The following is a 20,867-nucleotide window of genomic DNA, read 5'->3' as shown; positions in this document are numbered from 1 at the left end:
TTGCCGGCAAGGGGGGAGATGACATGAGCAAAACCAAGTATTCGTGGACAGAAAAGATGCTGTCTCCACTGGGTGAGGCTGGAGTGATGATTCGGTGTGGAGAAACCATATCGGATGAGGTTCATCGCAGAGTGATCTCGGTCTGTACTTTACTGGAACAAAATCCTTTTCCGGGCATGCTCGAGTTGGTGCCATCGTTTGCATCAGTCGCACTGTTCTATGATCCTCTCATTATTGCATCGACTGCTGTATCAACGGCAGGAAAAGGAGCAAGAATATCTTCCCCTTATCAAGATGTGTGCACTATGTTATTAGCCCGGTTAAACATGCTGGAAGAATCGGTACATGATCACGCCAGAACCGTTGTGATTCCAGTTTGCTACGGTGGTGAATTTGGGCCTGACTTGAAGCATGTTGCAGAAGAACATGGGTTGACGTCAGATGAAGTCATTGCCATCCATACATCGGGGGATTACCTGGTTCACATGATCGGATTTGCACCGGGATTTCCCTATCTTGGCGGTTTATCTAAACGGATTGCTACACCCCGAAGGGCAACTCCAAGGCTGCGGGTGGAGGCTGGAACCGTAGGCATCGGCGGCGAGCAAACGGGAATATATCCAGTAGCCACTCCGGGTGGATGGCAATGTATTGGACGAACGCCTCTGACGCTGTTTCGCCCCGAACATGATCCGCCAAGCCTGCTCCAGGCAGGTGATCGGGTTCGTTTTGAACCGATTACCGAGCAGGATTATAAGGAATGGAAGGAGAGCGAAGGATGAGGATTGAAGTCATTCGCCCAGGGTTGATGTCCACGGTTCAGGATGAAGGAAGATACGGGTATCGACGGCATGGAGTTCATCCCGGCGGGGTCATGGACACATTTGCCGCCAGAGCGGCCAATATGCTGGTTAATAATTGCCGTAGTGCAGCCGTGCTGGAAATGACCATGACGGGACCTGAGCTTCGATTTCAAGAGAATCAGCTGATCGCCTTATGTGGAGCGGACTTGTCGGCATCTGTAGATGGCCAGCCGGTTCCGCTCTGGCGTCCGGTCGCGCTAATGGCTGGGAGTGTATTGAAATTAGGAAAGTGCCGATCTGGATTAAGGGCATATCTGGCGATTGCCGGGGGGATTGTGGTGCCTGAGATTATGGGAAGTCGAAGTACGGATCTCAAAACAGGTATGGGTGGGTTGGACGGCCGTGCCTTGCGTGCAGGAGATATGTTGCCAACGGGAGAGGCCTCTCCCGAAGCGCAAGCCATGCTCAATCAATTGCTGAGACAGGCCAAGATGGAAAAATTACCAATGAAGGCAGCTGCGTGGTTTCTATCAAGCAGGGAATGGCCCTCATATCAGGCTGAGCCTGTGATCCGTGTTATGCCAGGCATGGATGACTCCAGGTTTTCCGGGGCTAGTCTGGAGCAATTTTATAAGGGGCGATATGTCATTGGTCCCCAGTCGGATCGGATGGGTTACCGATTGGAAGGCGCGAGGCTAGAGCTTGAACAACCCCTGAGCCGGTTATCGGAAGCCGTTACTTACGGCACAGTACAGGTGCCTGCAGATGGTCAGCCTATCATATTAATGGCAGATCATCAAACCATTGGAGGGTATCCTGTCATTGCTCAGGTGGCCCGGGTGGATTTGCCCGTATTGGCCCAGGCGAGGCCAGGGATACGGGTAGCTTTTCAGCCAATTACACATGAAAAAGCGCAGCAATTGTTCCTTCACCAGGAACGGGAATTACAGTTGAGTGCAGCATTTATCCGCAGAAGATTGATTGAAACGGGGGACCATTAATGAAGACGGTGGATATCAATTGTGATCTGGGCGAAAGTTATGGTGTATATCGAATGCAGTGGGATGAAGCGGTACTGCCGCTGATTACTTCCGCCAATATCGCTTGCGGATACCATGCGGGGGATCCGGCGACCATGCGATCAACCGTGGAGCGGGCCTTGGAACATCAGGTTGCAATTGGAGCCCACCCCGGATTGCCGGATTTGCAGGGATTTGGCAGGAGACGTATGGAAATTACACCACAGGAAGCCTATGACATGGTGGTATACCAAATTGGCGCGCTTGATGCCTTTGTCCGATCATACGGTGGTTGTATGCATCATGTAAAACCACATGGCGCTTTGTACAATATGGCTGCAGAGAATATGGTGCTTGCTGAGGCTATTGCCCGGGCTGTTTACAACGTGCGGCCTGAACTGTACTTATATGGTCTAGCAGGCAGCCAGCTCATACAGGCAGCGGATCGCATCGGTTTGCGCAGTGTGAGCGAAGTGTTTGCAGATCGTACTTATGGTTCGGATGGGAAACTGACACCTCGCAGTCAAGCCGGGGCAGTTATTCAGCAGACCGAACTGGCGCTGGCCCAAGTTCTGCGTATGGTGAGGGAAGGAATCGTTGTTTCCACGGAAGGCGCACAGGTTCCCCTAAAGGCTGAGACCATATGTATACATGGTGATGGGGAGCATGCCCTTTTTTTTGCGAGGGAGATCCGCATTCGACTTGAAGCTGAAGGGATGATCCTCACTGCTGCAGGAACGCCTTAAGAGTGGTTCGGAGGCGGACTATCAGCAATACATATGAAATGAATAGGAGTAGATGAACACGATGAAACCCATACGCAACTCAGCTAAGGCGGTCATTATACATGACGGACGTTTACTTGTGATTCGACTGGAGGACCAATACGGTACAGCCTATGTTTTCCCCGGGGGAGGACAGGAGAAGGGTGAAGAACTCAAGGATGCGGTTGCCCGCGAGTGTCTGGAAGAGATTGGACAGGCAGTGACGGTAGGAGAGCTGCTGCATATCCGAGAGTATATCGGAAAAAATCATGAATTTGCCGAGTGGGACGCAGACGTCCACCAGGTTGAATTTTATTTCGAATGCACCCTGAAAGATGCAGGCGCGACAGTGTTCGAAGGCTCCAATCCGGATGATCATCAGGTCGCGGTGGAGTGGATCGCACTTGAAGATCTGCCTTCAGTCCGGCTGTACCCCAAAACCATTGGCGAATTGCTGCTGAAGCGTTTGCCATCACGGATTTACCTGGGGGATCTGAACTAGTATTCTTCCAATATTGTCACGTTTAAGAACAGATTCATGGATTCACCATAGGTGGGGTGGGTACACTATAAGTACAGGCTTTTATGTCACAACAACTTATATAAGCAGGCCGATGGTTATGCGCTAACATGAAGAACTGAGGAAGCCCACAAGACGGGTGATTAATAAGCATATTTAATGCACTTGGCCTAGCAATCCCAGATTTGAAGAGCTGGGGAGTAGTGAAGGGGACGGAATCGATTCTGAAGAAGCGTGAGCGGTCGCGTTTGTCTCTGAATTATAACCTTATAAAGATCAAATCAAGAAAATTTAGAGACAAGAGCGATCGGAAGAACGATCCGTAACCGTAACAATTGCCCACATGCTCATCAAAACAAACCCCAAACCGGAAGGAGCATGTCCCATGAATAAGACTGAACTGGAACAAAACATTGTAAAGGCATTGGAAAACAACCCTTTTTGCAGCTTCTCCACTGTGGAAAATGGTAAACCGAAATCACGCTATATGGCGCTTTTTAACGATGGCATGAATATTCATCTGGCGACGAACCGCCGTACCCATAAGGTGGAGGAGCTTGAGAACAACCCGAATGTAAGTCTTTTGCTCGGCTACGAGGCAGGTGGCTCCAAAGAAGTGGTAGAGATTGAGGGAACCTGTGAAGTGACCAAGAATGAGAACCTGCGCGAAGAAGTATGGAATGATGAACTGAAAGCCTGGTTTGACGGTCCGAACGACCCGAATTATGTCATTTTGGATATTACACCGGTTCGGATTGAATACACAGGCAAGGATCATGAACATCAGGTGTGGGAACAGTGACATAATCCCAATAAAGCACCTTTTGGAGTAGAAGGGATGATTGCCCAGCTATATCTAAAAGGACATATTAACCGTGGATGCCAAGTGGCTTCACGGTTTTTCTATGGAAAAGAACAAGGGAAATTGGATATACATGTAAGCCGCGTGTAATATACGTATTTAACATCAAACGTAAACTATATATTAACAAAAATAGCGAGAAAAATGTCGAAATTCCGCATGATTATGTAAAGTTATCTCCATATGTGCGGATAAAGTAAAAAATAATGCTTTTCAACCGCTTCACATTGCGTTATGATTTGGAATGTAAACGATACGCACAGATATGAATAGATGTTCATGTGAGATAAACTAACCTGAAATTCTGCTGGTAGAGACCGGGGGTTCCAGTACGCACAACCCATGAAATCTATCCTATTTCTGCGCCTATTCGTTTGCATACTAGGGCATGATTCAATGTACATAACCGGGAGGGGTTATTTTGAGAAAGAACAAAAAAGTATTATCGAGCCTGACTGCCGCTTTGGTTGCATTAAACGTGCTTGCAGTATTTCCGGTACCTGTATCGGCTGCAGATGCTGCCAAGGTAAAATTGCGGATCATGGAAACTACAGACATTCATGACAATCTGATTAACTATGACTACTATTCCGATAAAAAGACGGATGAGTACGGCTTGGCCAAAACAGCCACGCTGATCAAAAAAGCGCGTGATGAAGCGAAAAACAGCCTGCTGTTCGACAATGGTGACCTGATTCAGGGTAACCCGCTTGGAGACTATGTAGCCAAAATCGATCCACTTCAAAAGGGCGAGACTCACCCTGTATATAAAGCAATGAACCTGCTCGATTATGATGCAGGAAACATCGGGAACCACGAGTTTAACTATGGTTTGGATTTCCTGGACATGACGCTTGAAGGCGCGAACTTCCCTTATATTAATGCCAATGTCTATGTGGATGACGGTGACGACGATGAAACCAATGACAAGAACTACTTCACGCCATATGAAATTTTGGACAAAAAAGTAACGGATGAAAGTGGCAAAGAGCACACCATCAAGGTAGGTGTCATTGGATTTGTACCGCCACAAATCATGCAGTGGGACAGCGCTAATCTGGAAGGCAAAGTCATTGCCAAGGATATTATCGCTACCGCTAAAAAGTTCATCCCGCAAATGAAGGCTGAAGGCGCAGACATTATCGTGGCGATTCCCCACTCCGGTTTTGAGGATATTCCTCAAACGGATCTGATGGAAAACTCGGTGTTATACCTGAGTCAGGTGGAAGGCATTAACGCCATTTTGTTTGGACATGCCCACAAAGTGTTCCCAAGTGCTGATTTTGCCGGCAAAAAAGGCGTAGATCTTGAAAAGGGTACTATTAACGGTGTTCCTTCCGTTGAGCCAGGTTTCTGGGGTGACCACCTCGGGATCATCGACCTGGATCTGGAACTGGTAGACGGCAAATGGAATGTGGTGGACTCCGCAGTTGAGGCGCGTCCAATCTATGACACTGCCAACAAAAAAGCACTTGTTGATGCTGACCAAGAGATCGTCGATGCTGTTCATGAGGAACATGAAGGCACACTTGAATATGTGCGTGGCCCGGTTGGAGAGACGACAGCACCAATCAACAGTTTCTTCGCATTGGTTCAGGATGATCCATCCATTCAGATCGTGACAAATGCACAGAAATGGTATGTGGAGAAACATATGCAAGGAACAGAATATGAAGATATCCCGGTATTGTCTGCTGGAGCTCCGTTTAAAGCCGGCGGCCGTTCAGGTGCTTCGTATTACACCAACATCCCTGCAGGAACTATTGCGATCAAGAATGTAGCAGATCTGTACGTTTACCCAAATACGGTACATGCGGTTCTGGTTAACGGCGCCGAAATCAAGGAATGGCTCGAATGGTCTGCAGGCCAGTTCAACCAGATCGACCCGGCCAAGGGTGGACAACAGCAGCTGATCAACATGGATTTCCCAACGTATAACTTCGATGTCATCGACGGCGTAACCTATCAAATTGATGTAACACAGCCGGCGAAGTATGATGCAAAAGCAACCGTTGTTAATGCATCGGCAAGCCGGATCAAAGATCTGAGCTTTAATGGCAAACCGATTGATCCGGAGCAAAAGTTCATCGTGGCGACGAACAACTATCGTGCTTCCTCGTCCAAACTGGCCAATCCGGACGGCAAACGTATCGTTCTGGCTGCACCGGACGAGAATCGCCAAGTGATCATTGACTATATCCGTGATAACAAAACGATCAATCCGGCAGCGGATGGCAACTGGTCCTTGGCGCCAATCAAGCCTTCGGCAAGTGTCACTGCAGCAGCGCTGAACGATCTTGAAGTGGTGTTCGCATCTTCACCGGATGCCAAAGGGCTGGTTGAAGCAAACCCTGCGATGTCTTTCATTGGTACCAATGATGACGGTTTTGCTGAGTATGGCTTGAAACTGACTGGAGAAGCGACAGCAACTCCGGAACCGGGTACGACGGAGCCTGCTCCAACGCCAACGCCTGCTCCGACACCAGCACCAACACCTAAACCTGTGCCGCAACCTGAGAAACCAGCAGGAGGCAAAGTCGTGTATGTGGTGAAAAAAGGGGACAACCTGTACCGCATCGGGTTGAAGTATGGTGTGGACTGGCGCAAGCTGGCTACAACCAACAAAATTTCAAATGTGCACCAATTGAAAGTTGGACAGAAAATCGTAATTCCCGCTTCATAATTAATAAGCGGAAAATGAAGACCGACAGTCATCAGACTGTCGGTTTTTTTCTGCAAATATGTTTAAGACTGCAGCAATAACGTTCATACAGGAAGTCATCAAAACAGTAGAGATTAATTTTATGACCCATGCTATAATATTTACAAACTTTGGGTATATACCAGTAAAGATTAATTGAAATAGAATCATATACCGGCAAGGGGGTTCTACATGAATTGCAGTGGCTGCAGTCCAATCTATCCAATTGAGGATCAAGGTACTCTGTATCTGCGTCCCGTTTCCCCTGTTTTGCTGGAAGCGCTGCGAACGTTGGGTGTGCATGTTGAACATTCGGAAGAAGCAATTTGGATGGCTTATTCGAATTCTGACTCAGTACTCAACTGGCTAAAGGAGATACAGGAGCTCGAAGAGACCCTGGCAGAGTCCATTACAGTACAGGTAACTCCGATCCATGAAACAGCTGATCCGACAGGCTGGATTAGTTCTCAGATGCTGGAATCCCGATTCAAGCATGCAGATCTGGTGTCTATCATTCTGAACAATCAATTCAGCAGTCACATGCAGCCCATTGTCGATGCAAGGGAACAGATTATCGGATTCGAGTTCCTGCTGCGACCTGCCGATAATGGAGTACCATTTAGTCCTTATGATTTGTTTGAGGTTGCCCGCGATACTGGTCTGCATTCCTTCTTGGATCGGACCGCAAGGATTACGGCGATCGAGACAAGTGCAGCTTTTTTGCCTCATGGTGTTAAACGCTTTGTCAACTTCCTGCCTTCCTCTATATACAATCCCGAATATTGCCTGACCCATACGTTTGAAGCCATTGAGCGACTGGCACTGGATCCCAAGGATTTTGTGTTTGAAGTGGTGGAAACGGAACAGATCCAGCATATGTCCATCCTGCAGCATATCTTCTCGGTGTATCGTTCCCGTGGAATGTCGGTTGCACTGGATGATGTCGGGGCCGGTTATTCGACCATTGAATTAATGAATCGGTTGGAGCCGGATTTTGTCAAAATCGATCGAAGTTTAATCGATCAATGTGATACCGATCAGGTCAAACAACAGCAAATTATCGATATTGTCGAGATGTCACGCCGGTTTGGGGGACGTGTGCTCGCGGAGGGGATCGAACGAATGGAGGAATTTGATTTTTGTCGTTCGATAGGCATTGAATTGGCTCAGGGATACTACTTTGGCAAACCATCAGCTCAGCCGCCGCAGGGTCCATATCGTCAAACGTCTGCCTAGATACATAGGCTCGATAATAGAATACATAAACAAGTCACTTCGGATAAACGGGGTGGCTTGTTTGATATGTCATGTCATTTTTTTCAATCAAATAAATACGAACTTTTAGCCGATATAAAAGATAAGCCTGTACATCCATTCAGGTCTATAAAATAAGGGTTTAGCTTGACATGGATAGGGTCCTACATACAGAAAAAGACAGATTCATATTTTTAGGGGGAGAAGCATGATGGGTGAAGCTCTGGATCAAGGGAAAGCAAAAAATGCTGCCAAACCAGCCAAACAGAAAGAGAATAAAGCAAAAAAGAAGAACAAAAAGAAGGGCTTCGTCTGGAGTATACGCAATAAACTATTGGTGTCCTTTCTGGCGGTGTTGCTGCTGCCCAGTTTGACCATTGGGATCATCACATTGATGATTGCCGATCGTACGGTTGAGGGCCAACTGATGGATAGTGCCAAACAAAGTGTAAGCACAACCAATTCAATGATTGAGACCCGTATAGATGCGAAGATTCATGATATCAATTATTTTGCCGATTTGATTGGAACGGACTTGCTTAGTAGGGAAAATGGCAGTTCTGAGGCCGAGATGAAACTTCAGCAATATTTGGGATTGCATCCTGATGCGATGAATATATTTGTAGGAACTGAAGATGGCATTATGATTCGGGGAAAAGAAACAGCAGGCAGTGCGGAGGGATCCAATTATGACCCACGGGAACGGGATTGGTACAAACTTGCAATGGAGAGCCCCGGAACTCCTGCAGTCTCGGCTGTATCCAAGAATACAGATGGAGTAACCGTTGTTTTTATTTCCAAAACGTTAGAGGATCAATCCGGTGTGGTGGGGTTGTCCTTGGATCTGACGGATCTTAGCGAGCAGGCTTCCATCAAGGTGGGCAAGGAAGGATATGTCATCATCCTGGATGCGGAGAAAAACTATATCTCCTCACCTGTGGTGGAATCCGGTACACAAGAAACGTCCACAGAACTTGATCCCATGTACGCAGGCAAAGAAGGAACGTTTGATTACACCTACAATGGTGAATCCAAAATGATGATCTTCTCAACCAATGAAGCAACGGGCTGGAAAATTGCCGGTACGATGAAAAAAAGTGAACTGTCCCATGCCAGCCAAGACATTCGTATGGCAACGTTAATCGTTATTTTGGCTGCAACTTTCCTTACGCTGATATTTATTATCTGGTTTACGCGTTCCATGCTGCGTCCAATCCGGCGTTTGCAAGAGTCTGCCAGAGCGGTGAGTAAGGGCGATCTGACGGTCAAAATGGAAACTGGACGAAAAGACGAAGTAGGCGAACTCGCCAAGTATTTTGAACGTATGGTAGATAACCTCCGAATGATGATTCTGGGTGTGCAGGAAACGACGGAACAAGTATCGGCTTCCTCCCAGCAATTGTCCGCAAGTGCGGAGCAAACAACCAAAGCCATAGAGCATTCAACACAGTCTATTCAGGAGCTTGCGGAAGGCGCTGAGCAGCAAGTCAAAAGTGTAACGGACGGATCGGGACAGATGGGCCGTATGGCTGAAGATGTTCGTATTATGTCTGAACGCATGCAGTCCATTACAGCGAATATGCGGAATACATCCGGAGCAGCTTATTCAGGGAATGAAGCCGCAGGACAGGCTATGGAACAAATGGCCAGCATTCAGGAGACGGTGGAACAACTGGCAGTGGTGGTTCAGTCTCTGAATGCGCGGTCCACAGAGATTGGCAATATGGTTGATATCATTGCGTCCATATCCAAACAGACCAATCTGCTTGCATTAAATGCATCTATAGAAGCGGCAAGAGCGGGTGACGCGGGTCGTGGTTTTGCCGTGGTAGCGGGAGAGGTTCGGAAGCTGGCGGAAGAATCGGGCAGCTCGGCCGCACAAATTGGTGAGCTCGTTCATAATATTCGCCTGGACATGGATGCTGCGATGAACGCCATGACGGCTGCCCAAACCCGAGTGGAGGACGGAATTCAGGCAGTAAACACATCAGGACAGTCATTCGCCCAGATCCTGGAGGCCGTTGAAGATGCGGCCCACACACTTGATGATCTGTCTCAAACAACGAAGCAGCTGGAGGATGGGGCGGCTCGTGTTGCACGAGCCATGAATGATATTTCCACCGTAACCCAGGAGAGTGCTGCGAATACGGAATCAGTTTCGGCTTCCTCCGAGGAACAGCTGGCCTCTGTAGAAGAGATCGCTTCGTCTTCGGCACATCTGAACAGTATGGCGGAACAGTTACAAGGACTGCTGGGCATGTTCAAGATGGTCGAAGAAACACCGAAAAACAAGAATCAAGCGTAACCCGGTGACAGAATCTATTTATAGAAAAAATAAAGATAGACAATCCTCCTGCTGCCCTGTATAACTATATCGTCTGGTTTTTCGCTTCAATTGCGGTGTATTTATAATAGTAGTGATAGGGTGAGGTACAGGAGGATTTATGACATACGCAGCAATACTAATTTTTGCATTGACGGTTACATTGGTGATCTGGCAGCCTCGTGGACTGGGGATCGGTTGGTCTGCCTCAGGCGGGGCCTTGCTGGCACTGCTGTGTGGTGTCGTCAGCTTGAATGATGCCGCCGATGTGGCATCCATTGTATGGAATGCAACGCTGGCATTTGTCGGCATTATTATGATTTCATTGATCCTGGATGAGACCGGGTTTTTCGAATGGGCTGCCCTTCATATGGCGAGATTGGCTGGAGGAAACGGACGCAGATTATTTATTTATTCCATTTTACTCGGAGCAGCCGTGTCCGCTCTATTCGCCAATGATGGGGCGGCGCTCATCTTGACTCCGATTGTCCTTGCCATGGTGCGAGCGCTCAAATTCGATGAACGCATGGTACTTGCGTTTGTCATGGCAAGCGGATTTATTGCCGATACAACGTCACTGCCGCTGATTGTGAGCAATCTGGTGAATATTGTATCTGCCGATTATTTCGGTATTACTTTTGTGGAGTATGCCGCGCGGATGATGGTTCCCAATCTGTTTTCCATTGTGGCGAGTACGGGAATGCTGTTTCTGTTTTATCGTAAAAGCATACCGCTGCACTACGAGATCTCTGCTGCGCGTGACCCCAAGGAAGCCATTCGCGATCCGCGGATGTTCCGTATTGCCTGGTTTATGCTTGTGCTGCTGCTGGTTGCTTACATCTCCAGTGAGTTTCTGCCGATTCCGGTATCGGTTATCGTTGGCGCAGTCGCTCTGCTGTTTGCCATGATGGCGCGCAGGAGCGAAGCGGTTGACCTGAAGCGTGTCGTCAAGGAAGCGCCATGGTCGATTGTGGTCTTCTCGGTAGGCATGTATATCGTGGTGTACGGGCTGCGTAACGCAGGGTTAACAGATCATTTAAGCCGCTGGCTTGATGCCATTGCAGAACATGGCCTATTTGCTGCTTCGCTTGGCATGGGTTTAATTGCTGCGGTATTGTCATCGGTGATGAACAACCTGCCAACCGTCCTGATTAATGCACTGGCGATCCAGGGGGCACACACCGAAGGCATTGTTCGAGAAGCGTTGATTTATGCCAACGTGATCGGATCCGATCTGGGTCCCAAAATGACTCCGATTGGTTCACTGGCCACATTGTTGTGGCTGCATGTGTTGTCACGGAAGGGCGTTAAGATTACATGGGGATATTACTTCAAGACAGGTGTGATCCTGACGATCCCTACATTGTTAATCACCCTGGCTGGACTGGCACTATGGCTGTGGATCTTGGGTTAGTATAAACCTTCTCCAGATTGGTTCAGCACTCTTCGTTCTCGTGTAAATAGGCCAGTCCATCTTATTTCGTCAATAGTATTGTTGGTTGATCTTTCGTAAAAGGCTGCTTTCACTCTGGTGTACCATGCACCTGAGGAGAGGCGGCTTTTTTCTTTTCTTCTATATATGAAGTTTAAATATTATTTACAAACGACGTTAAACAAGACCAGCCTTTTATTGGCTGGTCTATTTTTTTCCTTGCCTCTCCCAGGCGGTGGATTGAAACGTCTGGAAGCGACCAAACAACACCGAAGCAGTGGAGGGGACGGAATCGATTCTGAAGAAGCGAAGCATTCGCCTGCTGCCTGGAGTTTTTAACATTACATTGGAACGGAGAGGACAGAAATAATCTGTAGAAGCGAAGCGCTCGCCTTTATCACCGGATTTTTACCAAAGGGAAAAAATGAATGAAATCCGGGGATAACAGCGATCGGAAGATTGTTCTGTCAGCGTAGTGGCACTATGTAATTTACGTGAGGCCGAGCCAATACAGCGATCGGAAGAACGATCCGGAACGGGAACGGTCGCTCGATTGTTGATCTTTGTCTTCCATATACTTCAAAACACCGCCCATAATTTTAACATTGCGTTTACAAAACATTGATTTTGAGATGACATACCGAAACTACAATGATAAAAGAGTTGATGGTGAACAAACAAATTCACAAAACGCCATCACTACATTGGGGGAGGAAAACAAAACATGTTTAAAAAGTTGCCGTTTATTTTGATGACCTTAACGTTCGTACTGGTACTCGCAGCATGCGGATCCAAAAATGACGCTGGTACAGAGGGCGCCGCAAGCAATGGTTCAGGATCAGGCGAAGCAGCTGCTGAGCTTAGCGGAAACATCCTGGCTGTTGGTTCAACAGCACTGCAACCTCTGGTAGAGCAAGCTGGACAAAAATTTATGGCAGTTGATGAATATAAAAATGTAACAGTTCAAGTGCAAGGTGGCGGTAGTGGTACGGGTCTGACTCAAGTATCCGACGGACAAGCTACAATCGGTAACTCTGACGTATTTGCAGAAGAGAAGCTGGAAGACGAAGCAAAAGCAAAAGAACTGGTTGATCACCAAGTAGCTGTTGTAGCTATTGCGCCAGTAAGCAACAAAGATGCAGGTGTAGATGACCTGACGAAGCAACAACTGATCGACATTTTCTCCGGTAAAATCACAAACTGGAAAGATGTTGGCGGTGCAGATCAAGCGATCGTTATCGTTAACCGTCCTAGCAGCTCCGGTACTCGTGCAACATTCGAGAACTTCGCTCTGGGAACGAAAGTAGAAGATATCCAAGGATCCATTCAAGAAGATTCCTCCGGTACAGTGAAGAAGCTCGTGTCCGAGACTCCGGGAGCAATTGGTTACCTGGCTCTGTCTTACCTGGATGACAGCTTGCAAGTATTGAAATACGAAGGTGTAGAAGCAACAGTTGAGAACGTAGAAGCTGGAACATATCCAGTATGGGCTTACCAGCACATGTACACTAAAGGTGAGCCGGATGCAGCGACTAAAGCATTCCTCGACTATATGTTGAGTGACGAAATTCAACAAAACGACGTAACGGAGCTGGGTTACATTCCGGTATCCGGTATGAAAGTGAAACGCGATGCAGCGGGTAACTTGACTCAATAATCTTTGAACTTGCGCATACAGCGAGAGAGGCGGACTAAGGTCCTGCCTCTTTGCGCGGTTTGAACTGAAATAATCCCATATTTTACATTACTCTATTATAGAAGGATGGTTGTTATGGAACAGACCGAAGGGGGAACGGTAATGAACAGCAAGTTGAAGTCACGCCGGCCCTTGAGAGAGAAACATTTCTGGGAAGAGTGGACAGGACGGATCTATACGTCGATTTGTGTCGTGTTATTGATCGTTGTCATGTTTTCCATCGTTTTTTTTGTAGCGTCCAAGGGTCTCTCAACCTTTTTTAAGGATGGCGTAAGCCTGAGTGAATTCCTGTTCGGCAAAACGTGGAGTCCATCGTCAGAACCAGCAGCCTATGGAGCATTACCGTTCATCACCGGTTCCTTCACAACCACCCTGCTGGCAGCCCTGATTGCAAGCCCGCTCAGTTTGTGTGCGGCACTCTTTATGACGGAGATTGTTCCGGGTAAAGGGAAAAAGATCCTACAGCCTGCAATTGAATTGTTGTCCGGTATTCCGTCCGTCGTATACGGTTTTATCGGTCTGAGTGTTATCGTGCCTTTATTGCGCAGCATCTTCGGCGGAGCCGGCATCGGGATTGCAGCCGGATGTTTGGTTCTGTCTGTTATGATTCTGCCTACCGTAACAAGTATCATGGCAGATGCTCTGTCTGCTCTGCCCAAAGGCTTGCGTGAATCGTCCTATGCTCTGGGCGCTACGCGCTGGCAGACGATCTACCGTGTTATTATTCCAACGGTTCTGCCAGCCTTGCTGACAGGGATCGTTCTGGGGATGGCGCGTGCCTTTGGTGAAGCACTGGCAGTACAGATGGTTATTGGTAATGCTCCGCATGTACCGACATCCCTGCTTGAATCAGCTTCCACTTTAACAAGTGTAATCACCCTGAGTATGGGTAATACCACGATGGGTTCTGTTCATAATAATGCACTCTGGAGTATGGCGCTTGTATTGCTTGTGATGACGTTTGTATTCGTTATTCTGGTTCGCTTGCTCGAAAGGAGGAACCGGGTATGAAAATGAAGGCGAAAACGGTAGATAAAATTGCTACGTCTGTCATTGTTGTTTTAGCCCTGTTCATCGTCGTATTGCTGCTTGGTTTGCTTGGATTTATCCTGTTTCGGGGCGTGGGACAAATTAACTGGCACTTCCTGACGAGTGCACCGCAATTGCTCAAAGGTGGCGGCGGAATTGGTCCACAGCTCTTCAACTCGATCTTCCTGCTGATCTTAACCCTGATTATTACCATTCCGCTCGGCTGGGGCGGAGGAATTTATATGGCGGAGTACGCTAAGCCAGGTAAGATTACAAGTTTCATCCGGTTGGTTGTCGAGGTATTGTCCTCATTCCCGTCGATCGTTATCGGTTTGTTCGGTCTCTTGTTGATTGTTAATACGTTCGGTCTTGGCTTCTCCCTGATCTCGGGAGCCATGGCGCTCGCGATATTCAACTTACCGCTCATGGTGCGGACTACGGAGCAGGCTTTCCGGGCTGTTCCGAAGGAACAGAAGGAAGCAGGACTGGCACTTGGTTTGTCCAAATGGAAGATCATTACCTCCATCCTGCTGCCGGTGGCGCTGCCAAGCTTGATTACTGGTACAATCCTGGCTTCCGGCCGGATTTTCGGTGAAGCAGCAGCCCTGATGTTTACGGCTGGAATGAGCAGTCCGCCACTGGACTTCACAGACTGGAATCCGACGAGCCCAAGATCGCCGCTCAATCCGTTCCGTCCGGCAGAGACACTTGCCGTTCATATCTGGAAAGTCAACAGTGAAGGCATTGGGCCAGATTCCAAGGAAGTGGCAGCAGGCGCTTCAGCCGTGCTCGTTCTTCTTGTGCTGGCGTTCAATCTGAGTGCACGCTGGATCGGCCGGGTTGTATACCGCCGCATGACAGCTTCGAAATAAGGAGGAACCAACATGGCCATACCTTTCGGTACGGAACAGTTAAGCATATATTATGGACATTTTCAGGCGGTTAAGCAGATCAGTCTGACGTTTCCTGAAGCCAGTGTAACAGCGCTGATCGGACCTTCAGGTTGCGGGAAATCCACGTTCTTGCGGTCCCTCAACCGCATGAATGATGAGATTTCCGGCTCCCGCACAGAGGGACACATCTGGATGGATGGTAAAGACTTGAACGAGCCAGGCACGGATGTAATTAAACTACGCCAGAAAATCGGGATGGTGTGGCAGAAGCCAAATCCTTTTCATAAGTCCATCTATAACAATATCGCGTTTGGCCCCCGCTACCGCGGTATTAAAGGTAAGAAGGATCTGGATGAAATTGTGGAAAAAAGCTTGCGCCGCGCTGCGCTGTGGGATGAAGTGAAGGACAGACTGAACGAGTCGGCCCTGTCCCTCTCTGGTGGACAACAACAGCGTCTGTGTATTGCTCGGGCATTGTCTGTTGATCCTCAAATTTTGCTGCTCGATGAGCCGGCATCTGCACTGGACCCGGTATCTACCGGTAAAGTGGAGGAATTGATTTCCGAGCTGAAGAAGGATCTTCGGATCGTCATCGTAACCCATAACATGCAGCAAGCGGCACGCATCTCGGATTACACAGCTTATTTTTATCTGGGAAGCATGATTGAGCATGGGGATACGGAGCATATCTTTACCAACCCGGACAACCGTTTGACGCAAGAATACATTATGGGACGTTTCGGTTAATTGAAGTTTGAAGTGCATTGCATTGGATAGAGTGTAATATAAAGAAATAACTAGAGACGAAAGCATAACACCCAAACGACAAAGTTTGGGGTTATGCTTTTTATATTTTAATAATGGTAGAGTTTGCCATGGCAAAAACAATCATGCTACGATAACCAGAGTTACGCTGACTTTTCACGTTTGCAGATTTACATTCAAAGGATTAGCGATGGAAGACCGATCACCTATAAACCCCGAAGGAGTTGTTAACTGTGGCGACGTCCCATGAACGATCCCTGGACAACTTGGCAGCTGAGGTTATAACACACTACCCCTTGAATAATCCATTAGTTTCTTTTATACGTCACAATGAAAACCTGACGTATCAAGTCGTTGATGAGGCAAGCGGACAAAAGTTTCTGCTGCGTATACATAAGGCTGCTTTTGCGAGCATGACGGGGATTCAGCATACACGCCCGGCACTGGAAGCGGAGATGAATCTTCTCCATGAATTGAAGTCAACTGCCGGATTACGTGTTCAGATTCCCGTTCGTAATTCATCTGGAGATTGGGTTACGGTCTGGCTCTCGGAAAGTGGGGAAGAGATCTATTGCACGGTGCTGGAATGGATTGAAGGCAGAGACATTCAGCAAGGAGAGCGACTGACTGCGGAGCAAGTTCATGACCTGGGGGAGCAGATGCAGACGCTTCATCAGTATGGTCGTGTACATAAGACATCTGAGACTTCTGGTCAGGGATCGGAAGAGGCAGCTTTTCGGGCAGACCAGACCGATGTTCGCCCATCTTACGGCAGCATCAAGGAAAATCTGAACATGCTCAGGCAGCTCGAGGAAGGCGTTAGATTAAGCATTTTTACTCCAGAAGATTTTGAACTGATACGTGAGACATTCGATAATATCAACAAACAGCTGGAAGCATACCCCCACCATGCGGAGACATGGGGAGTGATTCACGGAGACATCACCCGGGGCAATTTGCTGGTGACGGAACAGGGGATTTCCATGATAGACTTCTGTTTGTACGGTTATGGTTACTATCTCTTTGATGCTGGAGGTGCGGCCTTGATCTTCAACCGGGAAGAACGGGATGTGTTCCTGTCCGGGTATACGAAACAAAGGGCCCCGCTCACGGAACAAGAGATCAGGCTGATGGAAGGATTCATGCTGATCTTTACGTTTGGCTATTTTGCCTTCCAAATGGGAAACGAGTCCAGGCATGAGTGGATGAAGGATCGGATGCCCAAGCTTTGCAGCAAGTATTGCCGGCCATATATCCAGAATCAACAAATCTTCTATGATCTATAGCCTATTTCGTAATCAGAAAGGAAGACATAACGACAGCATGCGTCAACCAATGGAAGAGGGGGCGTCCTGGGATCAGGGGGCTCTTTTTGCGTACGCTTTACTGTATTTATGTCAAAGAAACGCATTTATGAAGAAAGTATAAACTCTGCGGAGGGATGAACATTCTTCACTACAATACAGTTATGGGGAGGATGAAACAGCGATGAGAGACAACATAAACATATTGCTGGTGGAGGATGACACGGAAATTGCCCGCATTTTAATGGACCATCTTCGGCGTGAGGGGTACGGGGTGACTTGGGCTTCGAGTGGTCTGGAGAGCTGGGAAGATTTCAGAGAAGGGACCTACCAACTGGTTTTGTTGGATTTGATGCTGCCAGAAATGGACGGGTTCACGGTATGCAAAAATATCAGACTGATCAGCGACGTTCCGCTGCTCATGATGAGTGCACGCATCGAAGAAGAGAGCAAAGTCAGAGGTCTTGGCTTGGGAGCTGACGATTATATTACCAAGCCATTCAGCCTGGCGGAACTGACGGCCCGTATTGAATCCCATCTTAGCAGATACCGTAGATATCAGGGCAACAAGCCTGACTCAACCCATCAACTATATAACGACGGGTTGTCGATCGACCTATTGAATCAGCGGGTGCAGCTTCATGGGGAAGATGTCGTACTGACCAACAAGGAATGGGCCTTGCTCACATTGCTCGCCTCTCATCCGGGCAGGGCATTCACCAAGGCGGAACTATATGAACATGTATGGAATCAGCCGGTAGCGGGAAGCTCAGGCACGGTTACCGTCCATGTGAAGAGCCTGCGGGCCAAGCTGGGTGATGAGCCCCACCAACCACGCTGGATTCAGACTGTATGGGGCAGTGGATACCGATTTGTAGGGGATCCTTTGGAATGAAGCTGAAATACTGGTTGATGATTGCTTTTCTCATTGTGATGCTGCTGCCTGTCGCCGCAGGCTGGGCGCTATTCTCCCTGTACAACTACTATAACGAACAGCTTGCCGTAACGGAGTATGTGGAGTTATCCGGACGGCTGGCTCCTATTGAGCAGGTATTATCTGAACCAGGTCTGTACCGTCTGCAATCGGCTGATGCCTATGCTACGCTCTCCAAACTGGCGAATGAACAAGTGAACTTTGATTTGTATTTGCCATCAGGCATTCGGGTGTATACATCTGGCGGGGATACCTGGTCTGCCGGTGCTTATACTGTCAGGGGCTCGGAATTATATCGGGATCTGTACGATATGCAGACTCGTCATCGCACGTTTACGCTGAAAAAACCGGTATGGGAAAAGGGCGAACTGGTTGGCATTTATGAAATCACCATGCTCCGTGGAGAGTGGCTTAAAGGCATCTCTATTCGGACAACCTGGGTCATTGGGTCCGCCGCCGTTTTCTTTATCCTGTTATATGGCACCGTGCTCTGGCTGCTATCCAGAAAGCTTTTTCGCCCGATGAGACAACTGATGGGCAGGATGCATGCTTTTGCGCAGGGGGAAATTCCTATGAATGATGTACCGATACGTCGTGACGAAATGGGTACGTTGCTGCAGCAATTTGATGCGATGCAGGAGGAAGTCAGACAGACTCAGGCAGAGGTGGAGAAGGAGCAGCAAGAGAAAGAGCTCATGGTCGCCTCGCTGTCTCATGACCTGAAGACACCGTTAATGTCCATTAGTGCCTATGCGGAGGCGCTTAGTGTTGATACATCCTTAGAGCCACTGGAGAGACAGGAGTACCGGGACGTGCTGTTTGGTAATGTGGAGCGGATGAAACGGATGATTGGTGAACTTGAGATGTATACAGCGCTGGGTTCCAGTGAATCGGAGATGGCCATGGTTGAGGTGGAAGGTGAAGAATTCTTCGACATGCTTCTTGGGAGTTATGGGGAACTCGCCGAGCGTGAACAAATTGACGTGAGGACGGTTGTCTGCACAAACCACCTGTACCAGGTTCATCCCGAACAGCTGATGCGCCTGACAGATAACTTGATTAACAATGCACTTCGCCACACAAGGACGAATGGTGTAATGGGGCTGGGTGTCATTGCTTCAGATCAGCCGCTGCCGGAATGGATCATGCCTTCGCTGGATTTGGAGCTGAATGAGTACAGAGCAGGGGCAACATTGATCCTGGTGCAAAATGAAGGACCTGCTATTCCTAAAGAACAGCTGGGTCGCATTTTCGAGCCCTATGTTCAACATCAGAATCAGGAGGAGAACGGTTATGCAGGAGGTTCGGGTCTGGGATTGAGCATAGCCAAACGGATTGCCATAAGGCACGGAGGGGATATGCGCATGTGGTCATCCGAGGGATACGGAACGCTGGCAGCATGCCGACTGCCTGAAGCGTAGAGATTTTGAACGAAATAAGAGAGGATGAGTGGTATGATGAAAAAAGGATGGATGATGCTAGGAACGGCCATACTTGCAGGTTCAATGCTCGGGGGTTGTGCGGAGAAGGATATGCTCGGCCTGTCTGGTGATGAGATGATCGAGAAGGTCGTCAGTGCAGAAACGGAACCCGCTTCGTATTACGCTGAAGGTGTCATGAAGGTGTGGTCGGATGACAAGCTGAACCACACCATGCACATCAAGGAATGGGTCGACGGAGAGACAGGGCGTAAGCGCACAGAAACAGAGGAGAATGGCAACGTAAGCTACGCGGTCAATAACGGAACGGACATTACCATTTACGAAAAGGAGACGGGTACGGCCTATTCGATGGACGTATCTGCCATGGGACAACAGCCTGAACAGACTCAAAAGCAGATGCTGGTGGATCAGCTGGAACGGTTGCGGGATTCCCATGATGTGGATATGATGGGACAGGAAAAGCTTCACGGACAGGATGTCATTCACATTAAACTGACGCCAAAAGAAGAAGGCACATTATCCATCTCCTCCGAGTATTGGGTAGACCCCAAAACGTGGATGATTGTTAAAGTCATTAGCACATATGGTGATGAAAAGTCTGAAATGGTCTATGATCCGATTCAATATGATCCTGAATTTTCTGAGGATACGTTCGTGATCGACATCCCCAAGGGGGTTGATGTGAAGGATCTGAATGATCTAACCCAGAGTTCGGAAGTGAGTCTGGAAGAAGCTGAACAAGCTTTGGGACAACCCTTTCTGCAGTATATGAACGGTGCGCTTGAACTGTCACGGATTGAGATGTATTCATCAAGTGGAGATTTCGGCAGGGACGAAGTGACTTTGTATTATGTCAACAACAACAAGGTGGAAGTGAGTCTGACGGTATTCCAGGCGCCGGATGAAAATGGTGATGATACACTGCTGCCTGATGAGTCCAAGATTGAGGTTCGGGACACCGAGGGTTCGTATATGAAGAGCATCCGGAACATATCATGGAGCGAGAATGGACTGCGCTACTCCATCATGGGTGAGAACGAAGAATGGACGAAGGAGAAGCTTCAAGCGTGGGCGAAGGATCTGACACTGCCCAATCAGCTTTAATTCGAATTGTAGGAGAGTGTGA

At 48.3% G+C, this 20,867-nt stretch carries 17 protein-coding genes; all 17 read left to right on the top strand.

The genetic code is table 11. The features are described from left to right. Window positions 1-23: 23 nt before the first annotated feature. The 17 genes from pxpB to HP552_RS12655 all read left to right on the top strand — a co-directional run bounded on the left by pxpB (window position 24) and on the right by HP552_RS12655 (window position 20,845). The gene (pxpB, locus tag HP552_RS12735) at window positions 24-782 is read left to right on the top strand and encodes a 5-oxoprolinase subunit PxpB (protein ID WP_175395834.1); all 759 of its coding nucleotides are present in this window, start codon (window positions 24-26) and stop codon (window positions 780-782) included. Beyond that, the gene (locus HP552_RS12730) at window positions 779-1,804 is read left to right on the top strand and encodes a 5-oxoprolinase subunit C family protein (protein ID WP_175395833.1); all 1,026 of its coding nucleotides are present in this window, start codon (window positions 779-781) and stop codon (window positions 1,802-1,804) included. Before pxpB ends, HP552_RS12730 begins: the two co-directional genes overlap by 4 nt. After that, entirely contained in the window at window positions 1,804-2,568 is a 765-nt protein-coding gene (locus HP552_RS12725; RefSeq protein ID WP_175395832.1) for a 5-oxoprolinase subunit PxpA, read from the top strand. Before HP552_RS12730 ends, HP552_RS12725 begins: the two co-directional genes overlap by 1 nt. A 61-nt stretch (window positions 2,569-2,629) precedes the next feature. Continuing rightward, complete coding sequence (locus HP552_RS12720) at window positions 2,630-3,088, top strand: NUDIX domain-containing protein (RefSeq protein WP_175395831.1); 459 nt, start codon at window positions 2,630-2,632, stop codon at window positions 3,086-3,088. 403 nt (window positions 3,089-3,491) lie between these two features. Further along, window positions 3,492-3,908 carry a pyridoxamine 5'-phosphate oxidase family protein gene (locus HP552_RS12715; protein ID WP_095291705.1) on the top strand — a complete coding sequence of 139 codons (417 nt, stop codon included), beginning with the start codon at window positions 3,492-3,494 and terminating at the stop codon, window positions 3,906-3,908. 481 nt (window positions 3,909-4,389) lie between these two features. Continuing rightward, complete coding sequence (locus HP552_RS12710; protein WP_175395830.1) at window positions 4,390-6,651, top strand: bifunctional 2',3'-cyclic-nucleotide 2'-phosphodiesterase/3'-nucleotidase; 2,262 nt, start codon at window positions 4,390-4,392, stop codon at window positions 6,649-6,651. Window positions 6,652-6,861: 210 nt separating this feature from the next. Then, window positions 6,862-7,905 (top strand): EAL domain-containing protein, encoded by a 1,044-nt coding sequence (locus tag HP552_RS12705; protein ID WP_175395829.1) that lies wholly within the window; start codon window positions 6,862-6,864, stop codon window positions 7,903-7,905. 226 nt (window positions 7,906-8,131) lie between these two features. Continuing rightward, window positions 8,132-10,228 (top strand): methyl-accepting chemotaxis protein, encoded by a 2,097-nt coding sequence (locus HP552_RS12700; protein WP_246310864.1) that lies wholly within the window; start codon window positions 8,132-8,134, stop codon window positions 10,226-10,228. Window positions 10,229-10,367: 139 nt separating this feature from the next. Continuing rightward, a complete protein-coding gene (locus HP552_RS12695; protein ID WP_175395828.1) occupies window positions 10,368-11,660 on the top strand; it encodes an arsenic transporter in 1,293 nt (430 codons plus the stop codon). Window positions 11,661-12,402: 742 nt separating this feature from the next. After that, a complete protein-coding gene (locus HP552_RS12690; protein WP_175395827.1) occupies window positions 12,403-13,335 on the top strand; it encodes a phosphate ABC transporter substrate-binding protein PstS family protein in 933 nt (310 codons plus the stop codon). 114 nt (window positions 13,336-13,449) lie between these two features. Continuing rightward, on the top strand, window positions 13,450-14,385 hold the full coding sequence (pstC, locus tag HP552_RS12685) for a phosphate ABC transporter permease subunit PstC (protein ID WP_246310863.1): 936 nt from the start codon (window positions 13,450-13,452) through the stop codon (window positions 14,383-14,385). 2 nt (window positions 14,386-14,387) lie between these two features. Further along, window positions 14,388-15,275 carry a phosphate ABC transporter permease PstA gene (pstA, locus tag HP552_RS12680; RefSeq protein ID WP_175395944.1) on the top strand — a complete coding sequence of 296 codons (888 nt, stop codon included), beginning with the start codon at window positions 14,388-14,390 and terminating at the stop codon, window positions 15,273-15,275. Window positions 15,276-15,287: 12 nt separating this feature from the next. Then, the gene (pstB, locus tag HP552_RS12675; protein ID WP_175395826.1) at window positions 15,288-16,043 is read left to right on the top strand and encodes a phosphate ABC transporter ATP-binding protein PstB; all 756 of its coding nucleotides are present in this window, start codon (window positions 15,288-15,290) and stop codon (window positions 16,041-16,043) included. Between the two features lie 251 nt (window positions 16,044-16,294). Beyond that, window positions 16,295-17,347 (top strand): phosphotransferase enzyme family protein, encoded by a 1,053-nt coding sequence (locus tag HP552_RS12670; protein ID WP_175395825.1) that lies wholly within the window; start codon window positions 16,295-16,297, stop codon window positions 17,345-17,347. A 202-nt stretch (window positions 17,348-17,549) separates the two neighbouring features. Continuing rightward, window positions 17,550-18,260, top strand: coding sequence for a response regulator transcription factor (locus tag HP552_RS12665; RefSeq protein ID WP_175395824.1), 711 nt, complete (start codon window positions 17,550-17,552; stop codon window positions 18,258-18,260). After that, entirely contained in the window at window positions 18,257-19,720 is a 1,464-nt protein-coding gene (locus HP552_RS12660) for a sensor histidine kinase (protein WP_175395823.1), read from the top strand. The genes HP552_RS12665 and HP552_RS12660 overlap by 4 nt, the downstream gene beginning before the upstream one ends. A gap of 33 nt (window positions 19,721-19,753) precedes the next feature. After that, window positions 19,754-20,845, top strand: coding sequence for a LolA family protein (locus HP552_RS12655; protein WP_175395822.1), 1,092 nt, complete (start codon window positions 19,754-19,756; stop codon window positions 20,843-20,845). The last annotated feature ends 22 nt before the right edge of the window (window positions 20,846-20,867 follow it).

It is taken from the genome of Paenibacillus xylanilyticus, assembly GCF_013359935.1.
In the GTDB taxonomy this organism is placed as follows: domain Bacteria; phylum Bacillota; class Bacilli; order Paenibacillales; family Paenibacillaceae; genus Paenibacillus; species Paenibacillus xylanilyticus.
The sequence above is the reverse complement of the archived record's forward strand: the minus strand, read 5'-3'. Positions and strand labels throughout refer to the sequence as shown.